This is a genomic window from Paludisphaera mucosa (assembly GCF_029589435.1).
Classification (GTDB): Bacteria; Planctomycetota; Planctomycetia; order Isosphaerales; family Isosphaeraceae; genus Paludisphaera; species Paludisphaera mucosa.
This window is the reverse complement of sequence record NZ_JARRAG010000008.1, coordinates 1-20,851: the sequence shown is the minus strand read 5'-3', so window position 1 is coordinate 20,851 and position 20,851 is coordinate 1. Positions and strand designations below refer to the sequence as shown.

At 67.9% G+C, this 20,851-nt stretch carries 30 protein-coding genes; 16 read left to right on the top strand and 14 right to left on the bottom strand.

What is annotated here, in order from left to right; all coding sequences use genetic code 11:
- Both PZE19_RS32505 and PZE19_RS32500 read right to left on the bottom strand, forming a co-directional pair.
- Positions 1 to 391 (bottom strand): hypothetical protein (locus tag PZE19_RS32505; protein WP_277864831.1); only part of this gene is annotated, 391 nt, incomplete at its 3' end.
- Positions 392 to 490: 99 nt separating this feature from the next.
- Positions 491 to 934, bottom strand: a complete 444-nt coding sequence (locus PZE19_RS32500; protein ID WP_277864830.1) for a hypothetical protein — start codon at positions 932 to 934, stop codon at positions 491 to 493.
- A gap of 266 nt (positions 935 to 1,200) precedes the next feature.
- Here PZE19_RS32500 and PZE19_RS32495 point away from each other — a divergent pair, with 266 nt between their 5' ends.
- The 7 genes from PZE19_RS32495 (at position 1,201) to PZE19_RS32465 (ending at position 6,239) form a co-directional block, all read left to right on the top strand.
- Positions 1,201 to 1,422 (top strand): hypothetical protein, encoded by a 222-nt coding sequence (locus tag PZE19_RS32495; RefSeq protein ID WP_277864829.1) that lies wholly within the window; start codon positions 1,201 to 1,203, stop codon positions 1,420 to 1,422.
- Positions 1,419 to 1,721 carry a hypothetical protein gene (locus tag PZE19_RS32490; protein ID WP_277864828.1) on the top strand — a complete coding sequence of 101 codons (303 nt, stop codon included), beginning with the start codon at positions 1,419 to 1,421 and terminating at the stop codon, positions 1,719 to 1,721. The genes PZE19_RS32495 and PZE19_RS32490 overlap by 4 nt, the downstream gene beginning before the upstream one ends.
- Complete coding sequence (locus PZE19_RS32485; protein WP_277864827.1) at positions 1,721 to 3,265, top strand: ParB N-terminal domain-containing protein; 1,545 nt, start codon at positions 1,721 to 1,723, stop codon at positions 3,263 to 3,265. The genes PZE19_RS32490 and PZE19_RS32485 overlap by 1 nt, the downstream gene beginning before the upstream one ends.
- A 49-nt stretch (positions 3,266 to 3,314) precedes the next feature.
- Entirely contained in the window at positions 3,315 to 3,773 is a 459-nt protein-coding gene (locus PZE19_RS32480; RefSeq protein WP_277864826.1) for a hypothetical protein, read from the top strand.
- 1,766 nt (positions 3,774 to 5,539) lie between these two features.
- Positions 5,540 to 5,752, top strand: coding sequence for a hypothetical protein (locus PZE19_RS32475; RefSeq protein WP_277864825.1), 213 nt, complete (start codon positions 5,540 to 5,542; stop codon positions 5,750 to 5,752).
- Between the two features lie 29 nt (positions 5,753 to 5,781).
- Entirely contained in the window at positions 5,782 to 6,099 is a 318-nt protein-coding gene (locus PZE19_RS32470) for a hypothetical protein (RefSeq protein WP_277864824.1), read from the top strand.
- On the top strand, positions 6,096 to 6,239 hold the full coding sequence (locus PZE19_RS32465) for a hypothetical protein (protein WP_277864823.1): 144 nt from the start codon (positions 6,096 to 6,098) through the stop codon (positions 6,237 to 6,239). Before PZE19_RS32470 ends, PZE19_RS32465 begins: the two co-directional genes overlap by 4 nt.
- 54 nt (positions 6,240 to 6,293) lie before the next feature.
- Here the strand turns inward: PZE19_RS32465 and PZE19_RS32460 are convergent, their stop codons facing one another.
- On the bottom strand, positions 6,294 to 7,073 hold the full coding sequence (locus PZE19_RS32460) for a PEP-CTERM sorting domain-containing protein (protein WP_277864822.1): 780 nt from the start codon (positions 7,071 to 7,073) through the stop codon (positions 6,294 to 6,296).
- A 440-nt stretch (positions 7,074 to 7,513) separates the two neighbouring features.
- Between PZE19_RS32460 and PZE19_RS32455 the strand changes: the two genes are divergently transcribed.
- Both PZE19_RS32455 and PZE19_RS32450 read left to right on the top strand, forming a co-directional pair.
- Positions 7,514 to 7,900 carry a hypothetical protein gene (locus PZE19_RS32455; protein ID WP_277864821.1) on the top strand — a complete coding sequence of 129 codons (387 nt, stop codon included), beginning with the start codon at positions 7,514 to 7,516 and terminating at the stop codon, positions 7,898 to 7,900.
- A gap of 573 nt (positions 7,901 to 8,473) precedes the next feature.
- Positions 8,474 to 8,848 carry a hypothetical protein gene (locus PZE19_RS32450; protein ID WP_277864820.1) on the top strand — a complete coding sequence of 125 codons (375 nt, stop codon included), beginning with the start codon at positions 8,474 to 8,476 and terminating at the stop codon, positions 8,846 to 8,848.
- Between the two features lie 16 nt (positions 8,849 to 8,864).
- Here the strand turns inward: PZE19_RS32450 and PZE19_RS32445 are convergent, their stop codons facing one another.
- The gene (locus PZE19_RS32445) at positions 8,865 to 9,044 is read right to left on the bottom strand and encodes a hypothetical protein (RefSeq protein WP_277864819.1); all 180 of its coding nucleotides are present in this window, start codon (positions 9,042 to 9,044) and stop codon (positions 8,865 to 8,867) included.
- A 639-nt stretch (positions 9,045 to 9,683) separates the two neighbouring features.
- Between PZE19_RS32445 and PZE19_RS32440 the strand changes: the two genes are divergently transcribed.
- Entirely contained in the window at positions 9,684 to 9,902 is a 219-nt protein-coding gene (locus PZE19_RS32440) for a hypothetical protein (protein ID WP_277864818.1), read from the top strand.
- A gap of 379 nt (positions 9,903 to 10,281) precedes the next feature.
- Here PZE19_RS32440 and PZE19_RS32435 read toward each other — a convergent pair whose 3' ends face one another.
- Positions 10,282 to 10,893 (bottom strand): choice-of-anchor R domain-containing protein, encoded by a 612-nt coding sequence (locus PZE19_RS32435; RefSeq protein ID WP_277864817.1) that lies wholly within the window; start codon positions 10,891 to 10,893, stop codon positions 10,282 to 10,284.
- 585 nt (positions 10,894 to 11,478) lie between these two features.
- Here PZE19_RS32435 and PZE19_RS32430 point away from each other — a divergent pair.
- Positions 11,479 to 11,775: a hypothetical protein gene (locus PZE19_RS32430; protein ID WP_277864816.1), complete on the top strand. Its 297-nt coding sequence runs from the start codon at positions 11,479 to 11,481 to the stop codon at positions 11,773 to 11,775.
- 145 nt (positions 11,776 to 11,920) lie between these two features.
- Here the strand turns inward: PZE19_RS32430 and PZE19_RS32425 are convergent, their stop codons facing one another.
- Both PZE19_RS32425 and PZE19_RS32420 read right to left on the bottom strand, forming a co-directional pair.
- Positions 11,921 to 12,169 (bottom strand): hypothetical protein, encoded by a 249-nt coding sequence (locus tag PZE19_RS32425; RefSeq protein WP_277864815.1) that lies wholly within the window; start codon positions 12,167 to 12,169, stop codon positions 11,921 to 11,923.
- Between the two features lie 630 nt (positions 12,170 to 12,799).
- On the bottom strand, positions 12,800 to 12,991 hold the full coding sequence (locus tag PZE19_RS32420; protein ID WP_277864814.1) for a hypothetical protein: 192 nt from the start codon (positions 12,989 to 12,991) through the stop codon (positions 12,800 to 12,802).
- Positions 12,992 to 13,180: 189 nt separating this feature from the next.
- Here PZE19_RS32420 and PZE19_RS32415 point away from each other — a divergent pair, with 189 nt between their 5' ends.
- Positions 13,181 to 14,056, top strand: a complete 876-nt coding sequence (locus PZE19_RS32415) for a hypothetical protein (RefSeq protein ID WP_277864813.1) — start codon at positions 13,181 to 13,183, stop codon at positions 14,054 to 14,056.
- A gap of 34 nt (positions 14,057 to 14,090) precedes the next feature.
- On the opposite strand, the gene PZE19_RS32410 is transcribed toward PZE19_RS32415, so the two are convergent.
- From PZE19_RS32410 to PZE19_RS32400, 3 genes are all read right to left on the bottom strand, one after another.
- The gene (locus tag PZE19_RS32410; protein ID WP_277864812.1) at positions 14,091 to 14,417 is read right to left on the bottom strand and encodes a hypothetical protein; all 327 of its coding nucleotides are present in this window, start codon (positions 14,415 to 14,417) and stop codon (positions 14,091 to 14,093) included.
- Positions 14,377 to 15,186, bottom strand: a complete 810-nt coding sequence (locus PZE19_RS32405) for a ParA family protein (RefSeq protein WP_277864811.1) — start codon at positions 15,184 to 15,186, stop codon at positions 14,377 to 14,379. Before PZE19_RS32405 ends, PZE19_RS32410 begins: the two co-directional genes overlap by 41 nt.
- A gap of 760 nt (positions 15,187 to 15,946) precedes the next feature.
- On the bottom strand, positions 15,947 to 16,153 hold the full coding sequence (locus tag PZE19_RS32400) for a hypothetical protein (RefSeq protein ID WP_277864810.1): 207 nt from the start codon (positions 16,151 to 16,153) through the stop codon (positions 15,947 to 15,949).
- 210 nt (positions 16,154 to 16,363) lie between these two features.
- Between PZE19_RS32400 and PZE19_RS32395 the strand changes: the two genes are divergently transcribed.
- The 4 genes from PZE19_RS32395 to PZE19_RS32380 all read left to right on the top strand — a co-directional run bounded on the left by PZE19_RS32395 (position 16,364) and on the right by PZE19_RS32380 (position 17,803).
- Positions 16,364 to 16,609 carry a hypothetical protein gene (locus PZE19_RS32395; protein WP_277864809.1) on the top strand — a complete coding sequence of 82 codons (246 nt, stop codon included), beginning with the start codon at positions 16,364 to 16,366 and terminating at the stop codon, positions 16,607 to 16,609.
- Between the two features lie 112 nt (positions 16,610 to 16,721).
- Positions 16,722 to 16,958, top strand: coding sequence for a hypothetical protein (locus PZE19_RS32390; protein ID WP_277864808.1), 237 nt, complete (start codon positions 16,722 to 16,724; stop codon positions 16,956 to 16,958).
- A gap of 87 nt (positions 16,959 to 17,045) precedes the next feature.
- Positions 17,046 to 17,315, top strand: coding sequence for a hypothetical protein (locus PZE19_RS32385; RefSeq protein ID WP_277864807.1), 270 nt, complete (start codon positions 17,046 to 17,048; stop codon positions 17,313 to 17,315).
- A gap of 224 nt (positions 17,316 to 17,539) precedes the next feature.
- Complete coding sequence (locus PZE19_RS32380) at positions 17,540 to 17,803, top strand: hypothetical protein (protein ID WP_277864806.1); 264 nt, start codon at positions 17,540 to 17,542, stop codon at positions 17,801 to 17,803.
- Between the two features lie 12 nt (positions 17,804 to 17,815).
- On the opposite strand, the gene PZE19_RS32375 is transcribed toward PZE19_RS32380, so the two are convergent.
- The 4 genes from PZE19_RS32375 to PZE19_RS32360 all read right to left on the bottom strand — a co-directional run bounded on the left by PZE19_RS32375 (position 17,816) and on the right by PZE19_RS32360 (position 20,653).
- Entirely contained in the window at positions 17,816 to 18,079 is a 264-nt protein-coding gene (locus PZE19_RS32375) for a hypothetical protein (RefSeq protein ID WP_277864805.1), read from the bottom strand.
- Positions 18,080 to 18,264: 185 nt separating this feature from the next.
- Complete coding sequence (locus tag PZE19_RS32370; RefSeq protein ID WP_277864804.1) at positions 18,265 to 18,534, bottom strand: hypothetical protein; 270 nt, start codon at positions 18,532 to 18,534, stop codon at positions 18,265 to 18,267.
- Positions 18,535 to 18,752: 218 nt separating this feature from the next.
- Entirely contained in the window at positions 18,753 to 19,127 is a 375-nt protein-coding gene (locus tag PZE19_RS32365) for a hypothetical protein (RefSeq protein WP_277864803.1), read from the bottom strand.
- Between the two features lie 146 nt (positions 19,128 to 19,273).
- Positions 19,274 to 20,653 carry a tyrosine-type recombinase/integrase gene (locus tag PZE19_RS32360; protein WP_277864802.1) on the bottom strand — a complete coding sequence of 460 codons (1,380 nt, stop codon included), beginning with the start codon at positions 20,651 to 20,653 and terminating at the stop codon, positions 19,274 to 19,276.
- Positions 20,654 to 20,851: the final 198 nt, after the last annotated feature.

The window sequence follows — 20,851 nt, the reverse complement described above, 5'->3', positions numbered from 1 at the left end:
CGACGGCCGTGCAGAACTCCAGCAGCCGCGATCGGAACGACCGCATGGACTTCACGACCTCGGGCCGCGGATCGTGCTCGCTGTAGAGGTCCAGGTCGTCGCATCCGGTGATGAAGTGCAAGATCAAGCAGTAGCCGCCTTCGAGATAGCTCACCGCCCACTCATCCAACGTCGGGCCGCCGACCTGGCACTTCTCCGCGATCCTCTCCTTCATCTTCCGCCAGCGCTTCAGCGTGACGATCCGGACGTCGACGCGGAAGTCGCCGGTCGCCTTCCCGTCGGCACTCAGAAAGCGGATCCCCCTCGGGCCCGAGTGGAACGCGAACCGCTGATGCAGGCCCTCCGCGATCGTGTGGCGGAGCCCGCCCTTAACCTTCGTGTCGCTGCTCATTGGTCATTCCCTCGAGATGGTTCGTCCAGGATGTGGGGAAAAGGCCGAGGGGGGGGTGGGTCGTCAGTATCACTACCCCCTCGGCGCCGGAGGGACTGCTCAGCAACCGAACGCGATCATTGCGTCGATCTCGGACCAGCGGTTCGCGGCGTCCACCGCGGCCGCGAGACGTTCGCCCCACTGGGTGTCGGAATCGCCGAAGGGCTCGGAGGCGGCCAGCACCTCCACGGGCACGGCCTCGGTGATCCAGAACACGCCGTCCAACTCGGGATCGAACTCGGCGGGCCACTCGTCGGCGATCGGCGAGCCCCCTGCGACGGGCGGCACCGTCGCGGCGAGGCGATCTCTCATGGCGTCCATCGCGGCCTCGGTCGCGGCGTCGGCCGTCCGCTCGATGTCGCCGATCAGCGACCAGATCGAGGGCACCACGAAGGCCGGCTTGACGCCGTTCGCCAACTCGTCGCGGATCTCCACCAGGCGGTCCACGATCGCGGCGGCGGTCAAGGGCTTCACGTCGGCGGGGGAAGGGTTAGACTGACGCATGGGTAGCTCCTGCTCGTCCAGGGGTTGCCAAGGGACTCGGGGGTGCTTGTGACACCCTCGGGTCCCGTTTTCGTTTCCGGCCTTCGTCCGGCCGACAACCACATGCTACATTTCTGTGGTTGAAAATCAATAATCATCCACAGAAATTTTTACTGCGGTCTTTAATCCAAAGTGCGTCCATATATGATATTGGTGTGGCGGGCGAGGGTCGCCGGCCGTATCCTTGGATCGGAGACAGACGCATGGTCGCCGTTTTGGAGCGGGAGATGGCTGCACGAAAGGCTGGGCGTCCCAAGGGAGACCGGAACGACGTCTCGGTGAGGATCGACAAGCGCATCGTCGGCATGGCCAAGTTCGTGGCCTTGCATCGAGGCGTCTCGATCGCGGAACTTTTGAGCGACACCCTTGAGGGCCCGATCGAACGGGAGTACGTCAAGCTTGTCGCCAAGGCCGATCGCGACACCAAGGCGAAGGGGGGTGACCAGTGATCGACGCCGAACTGCCGGACGTGTCGCACGCCGTCGAGCGGGCGATCGCGGGGTGGCGGGCCCTGATGGACGTCCAGGGCGTCGGGGCCACCCGAGCCGACTACCATCTCACCAGGCGCGGCCGCGAACTGCTGGTCGTGGTCGATACCGCGGCCACCCCGTGGAGCGGCGAGCCGACGCACGGCCAGGAGGCGTTCAGGTTCCCGCTGGGCACGGCGGCCGAGGCGATCGGCTCCAGCGTCCTGGAACGGCTGGTCGAGGCCCACGCGGACGCCCTGGGGGTCGGGGTGGCGTCCTGATGCTTCGCCCCGCGGCCGCGCCCGAATCCGGCGAAGGAGATGCCGGCGTCAACCTCGCCATCCGGACGATCGACTACCGCATCGACGGCGACCGCGGCGAGGACGAAGATCCCGAGTACACGGTCCGACGCTGGCTCATCGAGGACGTCGCGTCGCACCTGGCCGGCTCGGAAGTCAGACTAGTCCGACTTCCGATGGATGGGGTGTGGCCGGCGGACCAGAACGACCTGATCTATCGCCGCGTCGACGACGACGATCCGGAGATCAGGAAGCTCGCCGAGAGCATCGGCGCGAACGGACTCGACCCCATCACGGTGACGACGGACCTCCACATCGTGAGCGGCCACCGCAGACACGCGGCCTGCCGGCGGCTCGGGTGGGAGTACATCGAATGCTTCGTGACGGACTATGACAGCCGCCACCCCGACTTCGAAAAGAAGCTCGTCGCCTTCAACAGCCAGCGCGTCAAGACCATCGACGAGGTGCTCAAGGAGGTCATCGTCTCTCACGAGGCCGACGCCTATGACGCGCTGATCGAGCACAGGCGGGCTCGCTCCGCCGTTCCAGGGACGTTCCTGAAGCTCGGGGGCCGCAAGACCCGCAAGGACATCAGCCCCGCCAAGGGGCCCATGCTCGGCGCCGTCCTCCGGATCGTCGCCGCGAACAAGCCGTACTGGCCGATGTCGGATCGCTCGGTCCATTACGAGTTGCTCAACGATCCGCCTTTGAGGCACGCGAGCAAGCCGGAGTCGAGGTACAAGAACCATCCGACCTGCTACCAGGACCTCTGCGACCTGCTGACTCGGGCGAGGCTCGCCGGTTTGATCGAGTTCGACGCCATCGCCGACCCGACCCGACCCATGACGAAATGGGACGTCCACCGCGGCGTCGGCGGATACATCGAGAAGGAGCTGGCCGGCTTCCTCAGAGGCTATGCGCGAGACCTGATGCAGTCGCAGCCGAACCACGTCGAGATCGTGGGCGAGAAGAACACCGTCGAGGCGTCCATCAGGTCCGTCGCGATGGACTTCTGCATCCCCTACACGATCGGCCGCGGGTACTGCTCCCTCGACCCTCGGAGGATGATGGCCGAACGGTACGAGGCCAGCGGCAAGGACAAGCTGATCATCCTCATCATGTCCGACTTCGACCCCGAGGGCGAGGACATCGCCCACACCTTCGCCAGGTCGATGCGGGACGACTTCGGCTTGCGACAGGTCCACGCCAAGAAGGTGTGCCTGAATCATGAACAGGCCGTCGCCCGCAACCTTCCCCAGACGTTCGACATCAAGAAGAGCAGCAGCCGCTACAAGAAGCATGCGGCGAAGTACGGCGATCGCGCGCACGAGCTGGAGGCGCTCCCTGCGGCCGAGCGGTCCAGGTTGCTGCGGGAGGCGATCGAGGGCGTCATCGACGCGGACGCCTTCAACGCAGAGCAGGACCGCGAGAAGGAAGACGCGGCCAAACTGAACATGCTGCGTCAACTGGTCCGCCCATCGCTCCTGCAGGCCCTCGGCGACGGCGGAGAGGCAAAGTCAGACTAGTCCGTCTTTTCGCCGAGCGAACCCACGAAACCCCCTATTCGAGGACCCCATGGCCCTGGACCTGATCGAGAGCCCGCGCGCGGCCTGGACGGAGGACATGGAGCGGGCGCACCCCACGACGGAGATCGCGGCGGCGGCCGACGACGCCGAGCGCGAGTACGCCAGGATGCGACGGAAGCCGGTCGCCGCCGAGCGGTATCGGGAGTCGATGAGAGCCCCCGAGCATCGGCTTTACGAAGCGATCCTGGATCACAGCCGCGCGGCCTTCGGTCGGCCGATGGCGTACCGGCTTCGGGGCCGCGTCTACTTCCTCAGCAGGAAGCGCGTCGGCGCGGAGCGCGTCAGCGTGCTGTACGTCTGCATGTTCGACGCCGACGCGTACGACGCGATGGGCGACCTGGGCCTCAAGGCCTACGGCCTGACTTCCCGCGAGTTCGTCGACATCGACGAGCAAGAGTCTGGCGTGAGGCCGCAAGGCGCGCCAGAATGGCCGCCGCCCCCGTGGTGACAGATTTGTCGCCGCGGGCGACGAGACTGCATCCATGAACGTAAAGAGGCCACCGGAGCGGCTAACTCCGATGGCCTCAGGAAGCTTCAAAGGTAAGCCAATGATCCCCCACGCGCACGCCGAAGTCAAGCGGATCCCGCCCCGTATACCCTTCGCCTTCCGAGCCGACCCCGTCGCCCTCGACGGCTTGGGCCTGGATCAGACCGCACGGTCGGTCTTCGTGTTGGTCTTGGACAACGCCAAGTCTCGGGGTTGGCGGTCCAAGCTGTCCAACTCCACCATGGGCCGCATCCTCGGCCGGTGCCCCATGACGATCAGCCGCGCCCTCGGCCGGCTGGAATCCGCGGGCCTGGTCCGTCGCGAGCTCGCCGCCGGTGGGAGGATCCGCCTGGGCGTCGTCGTGACCTGGGACGGGGTTAGGCGCGAGGATCTAACTGGACAGCCGTCCGTTAGGCGCGAGGATCTAACCGGTTCGGCGCAAGCGATCCAGGGGTTAGGCGCGAGCGCCGAACTAACCAGATCCCCGATCCAGAGCGAGAGATCAGACGGGATTTCCCTTTCGGGTGGGGAAGATCCAGGGGGGGTACCCGACGGTGCCACGGCTGCCGCGTACCTGCGGGCGATGATCGCCAAGGGTCGCGAGTCGGCTCTTCGCCCAATCGGCAAGGCCGAGGCCCCAAGCCGCACCGCTCAGCCGCCCTCGGGGCCGTGCCAGGACGACGTCAGGCGAGAGGTCGTGGGAATGATCGCCCGCATCGGCGTGAGCCCCGCCACGGGGCAGCCAGACGGGTACGTTGGGCGTCGCCGCTCGACCCCAGAGCAGCTGCAAAAGCAGATCGCGACCCTGAGACGGCGGCGGTCGGCGCGATAACCCGCATAAACTGTAGATCCTACGGCGGTACCGGCCAAATCCGGCTCACGTCGATGGATCTCGACGCGTAAACTATATGCAGAGTCGCCACTACATAAATTCGCGCACTCGCCTGATGCTCCGAGATCGGCCAGGGTCAAAAAAAGACCCTCGCCGGTGGCGAAGCCGGCGAGGGCGAGAGAGTCTTGGCGAGTATTACTCTACGACGAATCCGTAACAAAGACAAGTCGTCTGCCTTCTGAATCACAGAGATGCTTCGGAACCGCGGCGGAGACGCAGGCGGACCGAGGCGAAGTCGAGAGAGTATGAGTCTTGGCGATCGTCGCTCTCACGGGCGGCGCGGTGGTTGGGGCCTTCCGATAAAGGCTTCATGAACCTCCCTAAGCAACGGCGAGCGCCGCGAGCCACGGAGGCGGAACAGGCATCGGGTCCAACTCCCCGAGTGAGGCGAGCCGTGCAAGGGGGCGGCTAGGTAGGCGAACCAAACCAGCTCTTCCACAGAAGTGGGAGTTCCAGGCAACGGGCGGGTAGTTGATCCCGCGCACGCGGCTACGTCCTGGTTCCACTGTGATAGCGGCAAATCAAAAGCTGGACCCACCTGCCGGTGGGAAGAACTTCGCCCACAGCCTCTGCAAAGCCAGAAGCCGAGAGTCAAGAGAAGCGGAGAACCCCCGAGAGCCCCCAGCAGAGGGGGTAATCACGGAGGAAGCCCGCGGTGTGCGCTTCTCCTAAGACGCGATGTCTGATGGCGTATCGACCTTTCGGCACTATTACCGAAAGGCGTTGTGCGTGACCGAGCGTGACATCCGTGACATGGTGTGACAGTCACAGGACTGTCCATGGACAACTGGCGGACAACGTCGGCGCGGACCTCCCAGCAAGGAAGGGTTGGATCATGAGCGAGAAGGGATCACACAATTTCAGCCTGGTCGCTTCGTCCGCGTGGCTGAGCTGGCTCGACGACCTCGTCGACGCGAAGGGCGTGACTCGAGCCCAGGCGATCGAGGATGGGCTCAAGCTGCTGGCCGAGCGCGATGGGCGACCTGCACCCCCGCGACGCGTCTACCCCATGGGCCGGCCGCGCAAGTCGCCCGTCGGGGCCGGCTGATTCACTGAGAACAGAGATAGGAGAGGCCGATGGCCAACCGATCCCCGAACACGTCGGGCCTGATCCCGTTCTCCAGGGGCCGCAGCGGCAACCCTGGGGGCCGTCCCAAGGTCGCCGCCGCCCGCGAGGCCTTGCGTCGGGTCCTGACCGCGGCTCGCGACCACGGGACGACGATCCTCGACGACTGGGCCAACGACCTGGCCGCGACGACCGACCTCGAGACGCGGCTGGCGATCCTGCGTTTCCTGGAGGGCAGCCAGCCCCCGCCGGACGCGATCGCCGGCGACGCGGCCACGCACGAACAGGCGTTGCTGGAGTTGGACGCGGCCTGCGACGTCGAGGGGTGACCAAACGCGACCCTGTAAAAAGGGCGACACCTGCGACATCCTGCGCATGGGCGCACGAGTATCCGCCCGCGGCCAAGCGGATCAACGTCGACGACACGACGACCGAGGCCGTCCCAATGATCCTGGAGCCCAACCCCTGAGGAGGACCTTCCCGGCTCGGGCCGCTTGCGGCTGGGCACGTCGAGCCATCGCCGTCAGGCGGCCATGTTTCGCTTGCGACGCCATCCGGCGCAACCCAGTCCGATCAGACCGGCGATTCCGAAGAGGGCGAGGCTAGTAGGCTCGGGGACGGGTGCCGTGCTGAGGGTGAAACTCCCCCCGTCTCCGTCCCCCGCGGCACCATTCGCCGTGCTGACGATGAAGGTCAGAGTCTGGTAGGTACCGAGCAATTGCACCGAGCCGTAGCCCGATCTCGCGCCGCTGGTGGGTGGGGGCGTCTCGGGGCTCACGCCGACGATCGTGGTCGGGTCCAGGTCGAGGATCGTATTGCCCGAGACTCCAAGGCCGTCGCCGTTACCGCCGTTGCCCCTGAGGAGCGAGAGCCCGGTCAGGCCGCCGACCAAGTTGAAGCTGAACTGGGCGCCGTCAAGGTTCGCAACGTCGAAGATCAGGTTCGACACCGCCGCGCCGAAGCTGATGACGACCGTCGACGAGCCCGCCGACGCGAATTTCGCGTATCCGATGCGGTCGGTCAGGGGCGTGGACGGGGAGTAGATGTTTGAGTAGCTGTACTGGGGCGACGAGCCGTCGAGCGTCGAGTCTCCGAAGGACGTGCCTGAGGCCGTGAAGAAGAACGACCCATCGTTTGCGGTGATCGCCCCGGCCGTCGGCAGGCCGTCGAGGGAGCCCGCGAAGGAACCGTTGGCGCTGGGCGACAGCGTAGACACGTCCAGAAAGCCCGCTTCCGCCCGGCCGGCAACCGCTAGGGCGAGGACCGTCAATGTCCACAGTTGCTTGGTCATCCGCATCACCATCCGTCTACACTTCCTGGCCATCGCCGAGTCCGGCCCGACATCGGGGCGGGTCAAGGTGGAACATCGTCGAGGATCGTCTCGGAAAATTCAACAGTGGTTATAATATGAAACACGCCAGGTGAGTCCGCGTCGAATTTCCACAGTCCGTAAAACGCGGGGGATTCGACATCGCTCGAACCGACAAACCGACATCCCCACGCGAGGCCTCGCGTTTCGGAATGTAGTTTTCCTAGTCCAGCGCGCGCACGCGAGGCGGCGTTTCGGGAGGCTCGCCGCAGGACCTGGGCGGAACCTCGGCTTTCCTGCCAACAGGAAAGGACCTGGGAAGGCGCCTAGGAGACGGCTGAGGATCGCTGAGCAGGCGGTATACAATAACCCCGCCAATTCCTCGGTAGGTCGCGGGGATCGCTATGGAAAAGCCCAAACGTCGACGGTCGCTCGTGCACCTGCCTGGACTGACGGCGCTGGCCGCCGTCGTCGCGGCGAGCGGCTGGATCGTCTGGGCCGTCAACGCCCCATTCGGCTGGCTCGCCAAGGCCTTGCACGTCCTCGCCGCCGGCTCGGTCGCGTTCCTCGTCGCTGGGTCGATAGGAGTCGAGACGATCGACATCTTCGTGCCGCTGGCGGTGATCTCCATGTCGGTCGAAGGCCTCATCCTGGGCGGCGGTCGCTACGGCTGGCCGGGCGCCTTGGCGGGCGTCGTCGTCGGCCTGCTGCTGAGTCCGTTCGTCGCCCTCATCGCGACGGCGTTGGTCGTGGTCCTGACCTGGACCGGCTCCTCGCCGGAGCCGGCCGAAGATCGGGCCTCGGTCGACGAGCCGTCCTGACGGCGGGAGCCGTCGCGGGAGTTGACCGACGTCCCCCGAAACGTCACGACCGCCACACGTCACTCGTGCGGGCCGCTTCCCTGCGATCGGGGAATTTTCAGGGACTTCGGCTTTCCAGCTATCTGGAAACGAACAGGAAACCGGACAGCCGCCGGACACCTCAAAAGGGTCCCGCGGGGCGGGATGACTACACCTCAAAAGGGTGGCGCGAGGGTGACACATGGTGACACTATAAAAAAGGGGCCCGCGCCGAGACTCGACGACGAAGGGCGTACCGATCGCCGCCCCTTGATGGGACGCCTGGGACGCCCGAGCGCGCGGGCGCGAAACCTGACCCCATAAAAGGGCCGCGCAACGCAACTCCTCGCAACCCATAAAAAGGGGCCGAGCGGGACGAAGCGGGACCCCGTGACCTGAGCGCGTTGACGCCGCTGATCTGGGAGCACGTGAACCCGTACGGCCGCTTCGAGCTCGACATGAACGCCCGAATACCGCTCGACTGATCCAAATGGCGGCTGGTGACACGACTGTTGGGTCTACCACGACAAGGGGTGGAGCTTTCGCGAGGTCGGCGTGGTGTTCAACGCGGACAAGACGACCGTGCTGCACACCCTGGCCGCCATCCCTCCCGAGGCCAAGGACTGGCTACGGACGGAGTACGGCTGGGTCTACGCGGGGCTCGTCGTCAGGCCGCCGAGGAAGCCCTACACGCGGCGGACGGCCAAGGAGACTCCGAAGCCGCCGCCGGTGCGCAGCGGTCGACCGGTCGGCAGTCGGAACCGCTACCGCTCCCTCGCCGAGCGTCACGCCGCGGAAAGGGCCGAGCTCGACGCGCGATGCCTCGAGGCCTTCGACGTGTTCCGCTCGGTCAACCGCGCGGCCGTCCACCTGGGCGTGACCAAGGCCCGCGTCGCCGCGGCCGTCGGGCGTCGGCGGAGCGGGGGCTGAAGCCCGCAGGCTTTCGTCAGGCCCCTTCCTCGGGCTTCCATCTTCGGTCCCGCTTCGCCTTCAACCGCGCGCCGACGTCGTCGACGGCGAACGCCTGGATGTCCAGCCGGCCCACCTGACGCCCCCACCTGCGGCGGGCATGGAAGGGTTCGGACTTAGCGGCGGGGACTTCTTGCTTCGATTCGGAGGGGGTCACGCTGAAGGCTCCTCGAGCGAAGGCCGGGAGAGGCTTCGGCGGGGTGTTCGGATGGCGAGATGATCGGACTTCGCCATTTATAGGCGGACGGACGGGCGGCGTCCACGAGAATCCAGGGCGGAGTCGGGGAGAAGAGGAGAGCAGTTACGAGGCTCAGCGGGCGGGGGTTTCGTCGTTTCCGCGGGGAACGCCCTTAAGCCCGCCAAGCCCCTGACGAGGGCCGAACGTCGGGCTATGCCCGACAAGCTCACGGCCGAGCATAGGCGGGACGTCGAGCGGGACGAGAAGAACGCCAAGAGGGGGAAGCGGCAAAGGCAGGAGATCGCCCGCCAGGAGGCCGACCGATACGCGCGATGACGCCGAAGCCGAAGAGAAGCCACTCAAGGCGACACCATGAGGCGATCCGGCTGCCCAGGGGGGTGGGGGCGAGGATCTCGGCCGAAGCCAAGCTCGTCCGCACCGTGCTCGCCAGGTGGAAGCTCGGCGAGCACGGTGACGAGGTATATACCCCCTCGACCCCTCGGCGGGATGCGGCGGCGGCTTGAATATCGCGGGCGGGCGGACGAACAGCATTCCGCCGCCGATGCGAAGTCGGCGGGCGCCGCGTCGTCCCAAGCTGCTCTTTTCGGAGGCGGACCCATGGAGTCAGGCGAGAAGTTCGAACTACCCTGCCCGCTGTGCGGGGCTAATTCGTACACCTGGGGGAGCCTGGGGGCGCAGGGCCTCGCCTTCACGCCCGAAGACGCCTCGCTCGTCGGCAAGCTCTTCCAGGTCGGCGTGAAGCTCCCGGCGAGGCGGTGCGACGGGTGTGGGAACGTCCAGCTCTTCTCGGGCTCGCCCGAATCCAAGGGACGATGATCTTGAATCCCGCGGAATTATCCCGCCGCGGTGCGTCCGATAACGGATATTATGTTACGTTCATCACTTCATAAGTAAATCCTGGGTTTCCCGCTGCGGGTCGCGACGGTCGCGCCGGCGTGGAACGTCGACGCGTGAAACGGAACCGCGGGGCCGAGCCAGGGCGGCCCGACCCCGCGCGGCGTGTCGACGACCTCGCGGGCGAGGCCCAGGCGCGGGGCTGCGTGGACCCGTTCGAGGGGCGACGGCGAGGGGTCGTGATCCTATGCTGCCGAATATCAACGCGACGACCCTCGGCAGGCCACGCGCACGGCCTGCCCGCGCTGGATCCCACGGAGGCCGCGGGAGCGATCGTCGTCCCCGCCTGACTCATTTGACCTCAGACGCGACGACGTCGGAGGACGATCGAACCAGTCATCGCGGCGGCCGTCGCCCACATCGCCAGGGTCGAAGGCTCGGGGACGGCGGCAGCATTTCCCGAGATTCGGAAAGCGCCGGAGGTGGCACTGATCGCAAGCCACCCTATGTTGAAATCGAGGTAGTCGATCCCCTGGCGACCTATGATTCCTTCGGAATTCCCATACCACCCACCATTGAAATCCCTGGTAGGCACGGCCGCCAACCAATAGGAATGGCCCGCCTCCAGGAGCGGATTGAGTGTGGAAGTGACCGTGTGAAGACGCACGTCCGGACCGACCTCGATCGACAGGGACTCGAGGGTTTCCCCAGGCAGGCCACCGAGGTCTTCCATGAGCACCACACCTAATGATGCAGTTCCCGAGCGACTGTAGACGCCCAGCTCCGCAGACGTGAACAGGAAGTCGCTCGACCCCCCCACCGTAAAACGCTCCGCAACGCTGTAGTGATCGCTGCCCTGGACGCCCTGACCATAAATCGCCGACGAGGCGTTTCTGTTAAACGAGTCATTCGGACCGAGGGTGGAATAGATGGTCGCGGCCTCGGCCTCGGATTCGACGAGCAGAAGCCCCAACGCGGAAATCCCCACAACGAGGCCGAAGTAGCATCGGTATGACATTGAAGAGGCCTCTTGGAGTTCACGGACCGACGTCACACCGAGACGGCGAGACGGCTTGCCGGCGGGAATCCATGCTACCGCGAGGATGACGACCGATCAATCTATCACCAATGTCTATTAGACTTATATTATAAGTACTAATAATTGCGTTCAGCTTCGAGGCCTCGCCTATCGACCGATGCCCCCTGCACCCCTCGTCAGGATGCGGCGGCTTGAATCGCGGGGGATTATCCGACCGTGGAACGAAGCCGCGGGGCCGGCGCCGCGCCTCCGATCGAGGTCGAGCGGATCGACGGAGCGGGGCAGGAACTGGTCGGATCATTTAGTTTTACGTTTAAAATTATAATAATCTGCTTGATTAACGTACGGCGGCCGGCGTACCGTAAGGCTGTGACAGGGGTCGGAGTCGACACCTAATTGCGGCGACGGTCCAGGACCGCGTCGCTCCCCTTGCCACGTCATGACGACGCCGACGGGCGTCCCGCGACGCCGCGGGGGCCTCGGCTCGAAGCGTTCCGCCTCGCCAGGCGCGGAGGACTCATGAGCGTCGCCGCCGAGATCATCGAGGTGGGCCGCGAGTCTTGGAGGCTCGTGGTCGAGAACCAGGGGCCTGGCGTCGCGAGATCGATCATCGTCACCTTCGATGGAGAGCCCGCGCGAGGGCACGCCGGCTGGGCGGCCGGCCAGCCGGCGTTCTCGCCGCTGGCGGAGGGGACTTCCGATTCCCACGACCTGATCTGGGCGCTCGGGACGGAGTGGCCGACGACCGTCGGCGTCTCGTGGATCGACGCCCAGGATCGCGCCTTCGGCCGGATCATGGGGAGGGCGGACCGATAGCCCTCGGCATCGTCCTGCTGCGACTCGGGCGCGAGGCCCAGGGCTTCGTGGATCCGTCCGAGGGCCGGCGCGACGGCCGGGGACGCCGGACCGGTCCGCCGGCTTGACGGCGTCGCCACGATCGACCCCGCGTTTCAGGGGGGGGTCACGGAATCCAGGCGCCGCCTACGCCCGCCTTCGGTTCCCGAGCTTCGATCGTCCGGCCGATCAGGTTCACCACCAGGATCTCTTCGTCCTTCGTGTAGACGAATTCGCGGGACAGGACGGATATCTTGTGGTCGCCGAGGGCCACCGAGTCTCCGACCGCGGCGACGTCGACCGGCGCATGGTAGATCGCGCTGGCCAGGTGCCTGCCGTCGTCCGATCGGACGACGATCTCATATCGCGTTGCCATGCGTCGGCTCCTGGGTGCGAGACGGGTCCCCGGCCATCCAGGGGAGCACGTCGGAGACGCCGGCTCAAGCCCGTGCTGTCCCGCGCATCGTCGCGGACGGCCGGCGGATGAAAGTCCGGCGCCGCCCACCCCGCCTGCGTTTGCGGCCTAGGCTTTCTTCCAGGCGCAACGTCGCGCCGGTTCGGATGCACGCCTCGAAGGAGGTCCGACGATGAACGATTGTTCGGCGCCGAACGGCGCCTCCGCGGCCCGAATGGTGGAGGTCCACGCCCGTATCGCCCGCCTGCGGGGGCTGTCGCGAACCCTCCTGCGCCGCCTCGAGCACGCCCAGGGACGCCTTCTCCGGCTCGGCGGCGATCGGCTCCTGGCCCGCGCCCACTGCGAGAGCATTCGGGCCCGGTGCGCCGACGCGATCGCCGAGCTCGGCGACGCCCAGGACCAGGCGCATCGATGGCTCGGCGTCATGGAGCCGACGCTCGAACCCGGCGACGATCGGCCCCCGACGCAGCGCCCCGACGCGGTCGGCCGCCTGAGATCGGCTCCGTCGATCCGATTCGATGCACGCCGGTCCGCCTCGCCCGACCCTCGTCACCGTCGCGACGTCGAGTCGCGCGCTTCGCATCACGTGATTCACGCGGCCCCCCCGTCGACTTCCCCGGCCGAGTCCCCTCCCCCGCGGTCGCTCGCCACGTAACGCCGCAGGTGCGCGTCGACGAGCTGCTCGACCAGCTCGGGGCGGTCCAGGCCCGTCATCGCGCAGTGGATGCTCGGCCGCCGATCCGCCTCGACGCTGGACGTGGCGGTCGCCCGCGAGTCCGTCAATCGCGGCGTCGGGGCCCGCGTCGAGCCCCGCCACGTGGACGCGACGGATATCTTCGGCCGCACCACGCTTTTTTATTGCAGCGCCCCCCCCGCCCCACTAATCTTCCGCTTCCACTCATGAAGCACTTCATTATTCGTGGGTGGCCGGATTGGTTGCGACTCTCCCCATCTCCAGAGAGGCGGTGCGCCATGAAGCTGCTGACGGGACGACCCAAGGCGAAGCGACGCGAGGTGAAGTTCTCCCCCGACTGGTCGGCCCGGTCGGGATACGGCCGGCTCGAGAGCCGAGCACTCACCGCGCCGGCCATCTATCGCCGGCCTCCCGCCTTTCCGAACTCCCCCCCAGACGGGGTGAACGCATGGGTCAACGGCGGTACGCCGGTGTTCGGGGTCCAGAGCTCGACGGCCGGCGGCACCATCGGCGCCGGCACGCTCACGGCGATCTCGCAGGCGACCACTTCGGTCGTCGACGCGGCCAACCCTGGATCGCCCTCGGGCCCCGTAGGCTCGGGCGCGGCGAGCTTCACCGCGGCCACCCAATGCATCGTGTCGGGCGGCTTCGGCTTCCTGCCCGCGGGGGCCGGGACCGACTTCAATCGGGGCTACCGCCTGGCCAGCACCACGGGCGCCATCCCGGCCGCCTTCGTGCGTCAGACCTACAGCTACGAATTCCACGGCTCCGGCATCGCCATCTTCAACGCCCAAGCCCGGCTCGCGACCCCTAATCTGGTGATTGGCGGCACCAACCTCGGCGTGACGATCACCGTCGGGAACGGGACGCCCTTCGCCGCGAGCCCCAGCGGCACGGTCGTCAATGGTGCCCAAACCGTCACCTGGACTTGCGCCATCACCGGAGGCGCCACCCCGTCCGTCATCTTCAGGGTGGTCGACATCCAGGCCGTAGGCGCACTGCCGGCCGCAGGCTACCTCCCGAACGGCGACGCCGCGGGGACCCCCTGGGTCGTTGCCTCTCAGAATGGTGCCGGGGGCGCATTCCAGGCGCCGGGCATGTCGACGATAACGGCCGGCTACTCTCTGGAGATCTTCACGACTCGACCGTCCTGACGAGTCGCACGGACGCGGCCTGGGCGGCGACGCTTCAGGCCGCGTCCTCCGACTCGGCCGACCCCGACGACCGGACCACGCGATGGTCCGGAACGTGGCGGTCCAGCAGCGCCGCGACGTATTCGGAGATGGTCCGGCCGCGGCGGTGTGACTGCACCAGGATCCGCTCGAACAGGTCGTCCGGCAGGTGGATGGTCCGCGGCTTGATGCGCTTCGCCGACGGGGCGGCGGCGCGGGCCTTGGCGGACGCGGCGCCCCCCCTGCCCTTCGACGGGCTCGGCTCGGCCTCGACCGGCTCCTCGACCTCGGGCTCGAACGGCTTAGGCTGCGTCTTCTCGCGTTCCAGGACGCCGGCGAGCATGCTCGGTTTCTTCGGATCGGCCATGGGACAGCACCTCGTCGATCAGGGCTTCGAACGCCGTCGCGGCGGGCGACTTCGGCGCGTGGTCAAGGATCGTCAGGCCGCGGGCGTGGGCGGCCTCGACGGCGGCTGAGAGCGGGATCGTGGCCTTGTGGACCAGCGCGCCGAACGTCTCGCGGAGCTGGCGTTCCACGTCGCGGCTGGTAGCGTCCTTGCGGGCCTTGCACAGCACCAGGCCGGCGAGCCTGAGGCCGGGGTTGTAGGCGTCGCGGATCTCCTCCACGGCCCGCCTGAGGTCCACCAGGCCGAGCACGGCGTACATCGCGGCGTCGACCGGCGCGACGACTTCCGTGGCGGCGGTCAGGACGTTGATCGTCGACAGGTTGAGCGACGGCCCCGAGTCGATGAGGACCTCGTCGTACCCGCGGACGTCGACCAGGGCCGACCGGAGCCGCGTGTCCCGCCCGAGCTCCTGGGCGAGGGCGATGTTCGCCCCGCCGAGGGAGGCCCCGGCCGGCAGGACGTCGAGCCCCACGGTGGGCGTGGGCCGGATCGCGTCGACCGCGGCGGCGTGGCGCAAGAGGACCTCGCCCAGGCCGACGTCTCCCCCGCCCTGCCCCCGCGTCACCGTCCAGGTCGCATGCCCCTGCGCGTCGGCGTCGATCAGCAGCACGCGCCGGCCGCGCTTCGCCAGCCCGACGGCGATGGTCGCCGCGCAGGTCGACTTGCCGACCCCGCCCTTGAGGTTCACGAACGCGATCCGTCGCATCGGCCTTATCCCCCATTCCTGGAAGGATCATCGGTCGCGACGGCCTGGGGCTTGAGCGTCGGGACGTCCAAACGTCGGAGGATCGCGGCGCCGGCCCTCCCAGCCGTCGAGCGTCCCAGCCGTCGGGCCTCCCAGCCGTCGGGCCTCCTGGACGCCGAGGCGTTCGACCGTCGCGACGGCTGGGCTCCAGGAAGCCTTGATGCCTGGATCCCACGACGTTCGGACGTCCAAGCGGCGGGGCCCCGCGACGCCCTGGACCGTGGACGTCCCGCCGCTGCAGCGTCTAGACGTTTCGACGCCGAAGCGTTCCGGCGTCGGGGCGGCGCGGCGTCGAAACGTCCCGCCCGCGAGGAACCTCGACGTCTGGACGTTTCGGGGCCGCGGCGATTAGACGCCCTTGGAGGCCCCCTCGACGCGTGGAGCGATCGGGGCGGAGCAGGGGGGGGCCGACCGCAAGCGATCGTTCAGCCGACCTCCGATTCGCCGGAACGTCCAGGGGCCCTGCTGGCGCCTGGGACGTTCGACGCTCAGGCGGCGGCGTGGCGGGACGTTCCGACGCTCCGGAGCCTGGACGTCGCGGCGTCTAGACGTTTCATCGGCCGAAGCGCTCCGGCGTCGGGGCGCCCAGGAATTGCAGCGTCGAGCCGCTGCGACGTCGAGCATCCTCGATGCTTGGGCGTTGCGGGGCCGTGGCGTCTAGATGTCCCGACGTCGAGGAGTCTGTACGCCCCGACGTCATGAGCCTTGGGCGTCGCGGCGTCTAGACGTCCTGGCGGTTGGCCTCGACGCGCGGAGCGGTCGGGCCGAGGCAGAAGTGGGGCGGAACTCCCTGCCGTCGCGACTCCGTAACCTCGCCCGACGACGGGGACGCTCCGGCGGTCGGCGGTCCGTAGGCGGCCAGGAACAGCGCGGACCGCTGCTTGTCGCGCGTCCACCTCGCCCGTCGCGCTTCTTCGTCTGGAGACATGGTCCCTCCTCAGGGATCGGATCGTGATCGCGCCCATCGGCTGATGGAAGCCTAGGCCGCGGCTCGCGGGCGCGCAGGGCGATCCGAGCGGGGCAGGGCAGGGGGCGGCGGCCCTCGAGCGGGAGCGGCCTTCCAATGCTCGCGCGTTCGGGTTAGAACCCCATCTCCGTCGTGGACGACGTACCAAGGATGGGACCGGGAGGCGGGGACATGGAACGCGTGATCGGCGACCTGACGCGGCACGGGGACGTCTGCGCCAAGGACGTGGAGATGACGATCGACTGGTCGGCCAAGCACAATCCGGCCTGGTTCGTGGCCGACGCCCCGCTCGACACGGAGGCCCCCTGCGCGCTCGTCACGGCGGCCGGCAGGAAGATCATCCTGCACGTCTACGGGCGCGAGACGAGCCCCCACGGCCGATTCTTCGCATGGGCCACGAAGGAAGAGGGGTCGTAAGAGGACGATCGTCCTTCGGCGGCCGCCATCATCCCCCGCCCGACTTCGCCCTCGGCCCCGCAGTTGCATTACGCGACGGGCGGGAGTCGACGGGTCGTGGGAAGGGGGCGGCGTGGGCGGCGAAGTAACCGGCAGGCTGATCGACGCGTACGGCGGCCACCTCGTCGCCGGGCGCATCACGGCGACGATCTCCGGCTCCAATGCGTCGTGGGCCACCATGGATGCGTATGTTCGGCCGGGCACCACCCTCTACCTGGATGCGACCAACGGCCGAAGGATCGAGCTGCACGTCCGAGGATGCGACGTCCGGAGCGGCATGACCCACGCGAGCGTGACCAGCGTCTGGTGACGACGGATCGTCCGCGACCCTCTCCGCCTCGATCTCGGCACCGCGCCGCGTTACCATGCGGGCGGGAGTCGACGGTCCGAGGGGAGCATGACCTACGAGGAAATCATCCGCGGACATGTCATCGGGCACCTGACGCGCGACGGCGAGACGCTGGGCGAGGACGTCGGCGTCGAGGTGCGGGGTCCGGAGCGCGCGACCGAGGCCCGCTTCACCATGCCGACGGGCGTGATCGGGGTCGACGAGGCCCTGGTCCTCGAATGCGGCGGGGAGAAGTTCGCGCTCACGGTCGACGACGTCCTGACGTCCGGCCGCGGGACGGATCGCGTCTTCGCCAGGGTGGCCATGGACCCGCGCTGACGGGTCGCGGAACGAAGCGAGGGCGTACGGATTGGCTACCGCACGCCCTCATCTCGATCCGACGGACTTGTTCGACAACCGTTGGACCTGCCATGGATCATACCATGCTGTCACACGACATCAAGAGCGTGGACGTCGACGTCCGCTCAACCCCCGCTCGACTTCGCGCTCGGCCCCGCAGTTGCATCCCCGCACGGGCGGGAGTCGACGGGTCAGGGGGGCGCATGGTGTCGAGAATGGTCGGGAGCCTGACGACGGCGGACGGCGTCGTGCTGCTCGGGGTCGAGGTGAGGATCGACTGGGATTCGGACGACCGGCGCGCCGACTTCGTCGCCGATCGCGCCCTCGAGGCCGGCGACGACGTCGTCCTCTCGGCGGCGAGCGGGACGTTCAAGCTCCGCATCGTCCGCCGCGAGAAGGGCGCCGACGGGAGGTACGTCGCACGCGTGGTCTTCAACGACGGCCGGCGACGGTCGGCCGACGAGTAGGGCCGTGCAGATTCACGCGTCGCGTTCCACGACCCAGTTGATCACCTTCGGCGAGGTCGCCCTGACGAGGAACCGCGTGGTGGCCCGCCCGCCTTGCCAGCAGACCGCGCGGAACGTCCGGCCGGGGTGACGCCCGACGTACCGGTCCGCGATCGCGAACGTCAGGCACGCCCCGATCCAGCGGCCGTCCATCGTCTGCAGGCACATCCAGCTGGTCGGCCCTTCCTGGTTGATGCCGACCTTGCCGTACAACCGACCCATCAACGCCAAGCTCATCACGTCCCGTCCCGTTCCGGATTCAGATGCCTCCACCGATCGGACGGGCCGCGATCCCGCTCTTCGACGCCTCAGACCCAGAGCGTACGCTATCCCCGTCGGGACGCATGTCCGATGGCGGACGAACGTCGTTTCACGGCCGATCAACCGCTCGACTTCGCCCGCGCCGAGATCCGCCGACGGGTTCACGCGGACCCTTCCTCGACCCAGCGGACCCGCCACGACCGCGTCTCCCGCGTCGCCCGAACAAGATACCGTCGTTCGACGCGGCCCTCCTCCCAGCAGACCGCCCTGTACGTCCGGCCTGGGCGACGCTCGACGCACAGCTCCGCCGTCGCGAACGACAGGCAGGCACCGAGCCGGCGGCCGTCCATCGTCTGCAGGTCGATCCAGTTGACCGGACCTTCGTGGCGGACGTCGTCCTGGGCGTAGAACCGCCGCATGAAAGTCGTCACGCTCCGCCTCGTTCCGGATTCGACGCCTCACGCTTGGACGGGCCGCGACCCCGCACTTCGGGCGCCTCACACCCAAGCCTATGTCACGCCCGACGCGCGACCGAAATGAAAAACGCCCCGCGCTCCCAGGTGGGGAGGCGGGGCGTTCGGCGTTTCGAAAGAGACGGCTTGGGCGGCCGACCATCACGTCCGGACCCTCGGAACCTCGAAGCTCCGATCTATGCACCCGGCGCTTCTCGTCTTCGAGCGGAAACCGCGTCCAGGACGCCGGCGAACGTCGGCGACGCGGGGGCGTCCTGAAGGTAGCCGACGTCGATCGGCAGGAGGTCGTCGGCGGAGAGTGGCAGCCACCCGCCCGCGCCCCAGTTGCCGTCGCCGTCGCTCCAGACCATCGCCCCGAGGCGGCCGTCGCGGAACTCGATCATCATGAACTCGGCGACGCCCGAGCCGGGGATCGCCAACTTGCATGGGGTGATTTGATGGAACCAGCGACGGACGACCGGATGGCTTTGGTGATCCTCGACGGCCTTCTTGTATCGTTGGAGCTCGCCGGGCGGTTGCGGCTCGGATCGCCTCCTGAACCAGCGGAACATCGGTCGTCCTTCCGGCGCGTTCGCCGAGTCGATGAATAACCTGCATGTCTCTTTCAGACGCTTGACGACAGCCTCGCCGACGGCCGTCGCACCTGCAACAGGCCGCCCGCCCCGCGAGCCTACGCCGGCCGGGGCGGGGGAGTGGCTCAGCCGATCTCGGCGGCGATCCTCGCGGCGGCGGCCAGGTCGCGTTCCGCGTAGACCTGGGTGACCTCGGCCCGCGCATGGCCGAGGAGCACCTGGGCCGCCTCCAGTCCGAAGCGGCGGCGGACCTCGGTGGCGAACGTGTGGCGGAGCTGGTTGGGATGCCAGCGATGGGCCTTCCGCCATTCCTGCAGGGTCGCCTTCTGGGCCTTGCCGAGGCGCCGGGCGGGGACGTCCTCCAGCGTCGGGTGGGGGAACGCGGCGGCGCAGGCTCGGGCGACGGCCCGCGTGTAGCTCGTGCGATCGTAGGCCGCGCCGGCCGGTCTCTTCCGCGAAGGCCTGGAGCGGTCCACCTGGCTCGGCTGGACCTTGGATCTGCGCGCGGCGCGAAGGGCTTGCTTCCGCTGAACCATCCAGAGCTTCGGAGAGAACAGCGGCTCGTCCGAGCCCGCTCGGAAGAATCCGCTCAGCAGGGCCTGGGCCTGGGGGCCGATCGGGATCTCCCGCTTGCGGCCGTGGTGCTCCGACTTGTGCCGGTCGGGACGGTAGACCCAGGGGTCGGCGGTCTCGTCGATCATGGCTCGGGTGATCTGGGCGGCCTCGCCGGGCCGCATGCCGGTCAGGAGCTGCAGGCGGACCATCGCGGCGACGGGGGTCGGCATGCGCGGGATCGTCGCCTCCACGACGTCGAGCGGGACGGGGCCGACGGGCTCGGTCTCGGGGGCCTCGCACCGGCCCCTGCGGAGGCCCTCGACGCTCTTGCACGAGTGCCACGCCGACGCGGGCGCCAACCCCTCCGATGTCGCCCAGCGGAAGCACCGCGTCACGATCCCCGCGCGGCGGTTGCATTCGCCGCGGCTGAGGCCGGACTCGACGAAGCGGCTTCGGACGCGCTTCAGGGCCTGGGCGTCGAACGAGGCGGCGGGCGACCCGCCGAATTCCGCGACGAGCACGCGGAGCGACTGGTCCACTATCCGCACCTGGTTCGTCGGCTCGCCGCGCTTGCGGTAGTAGCCGCGGGCCCACTCGAGGAACCGTCCCGCGACGTAACTGACGGAGGGCGGCGGCTCCTCCTTCGCGGCCTTGGATTCCACCCGCCTGCCGTCCAGCCAGGCGGCGATCGTGGCGTCATAGCGGTTTCGGGACTCGGCCGACCCATAAGGCCCCAGGTAGACGACGCGTCCCTTCGGCTTCCCTGGGAGGGTGACGTAGGCGCGGTTCGTCGCCTTGTGGCGGCAGTACGAGGGAGCCTTGCCGGGGCGGGGAGGGCGGACGTCTTTCGGCGCGACCGGATGCTGGAAACTCGAGAGCAGGGCCTTGAGGACGGCCTGGATGAGCTCGGGCGTCACGACCGCGTCCGGCGCAGTTCGGTCTATCGACATACTCGGCCCTCCCTTGGCAGTCGAACACCTCCCCCGCCCCGCGAGCCTACGCCGGCCGGCGGGGGCGAGGGATTGGTCAGAACTCCGCCCGATCCAGGAAGAGCCGCACGCCCTCCTGGAAGTCCGATCGCCCTTCCTTGAAGCCGACCTCGACGACCGCGCCGCCGTTGCCGCTCAGGTCGATCTTCACGGAGTCGC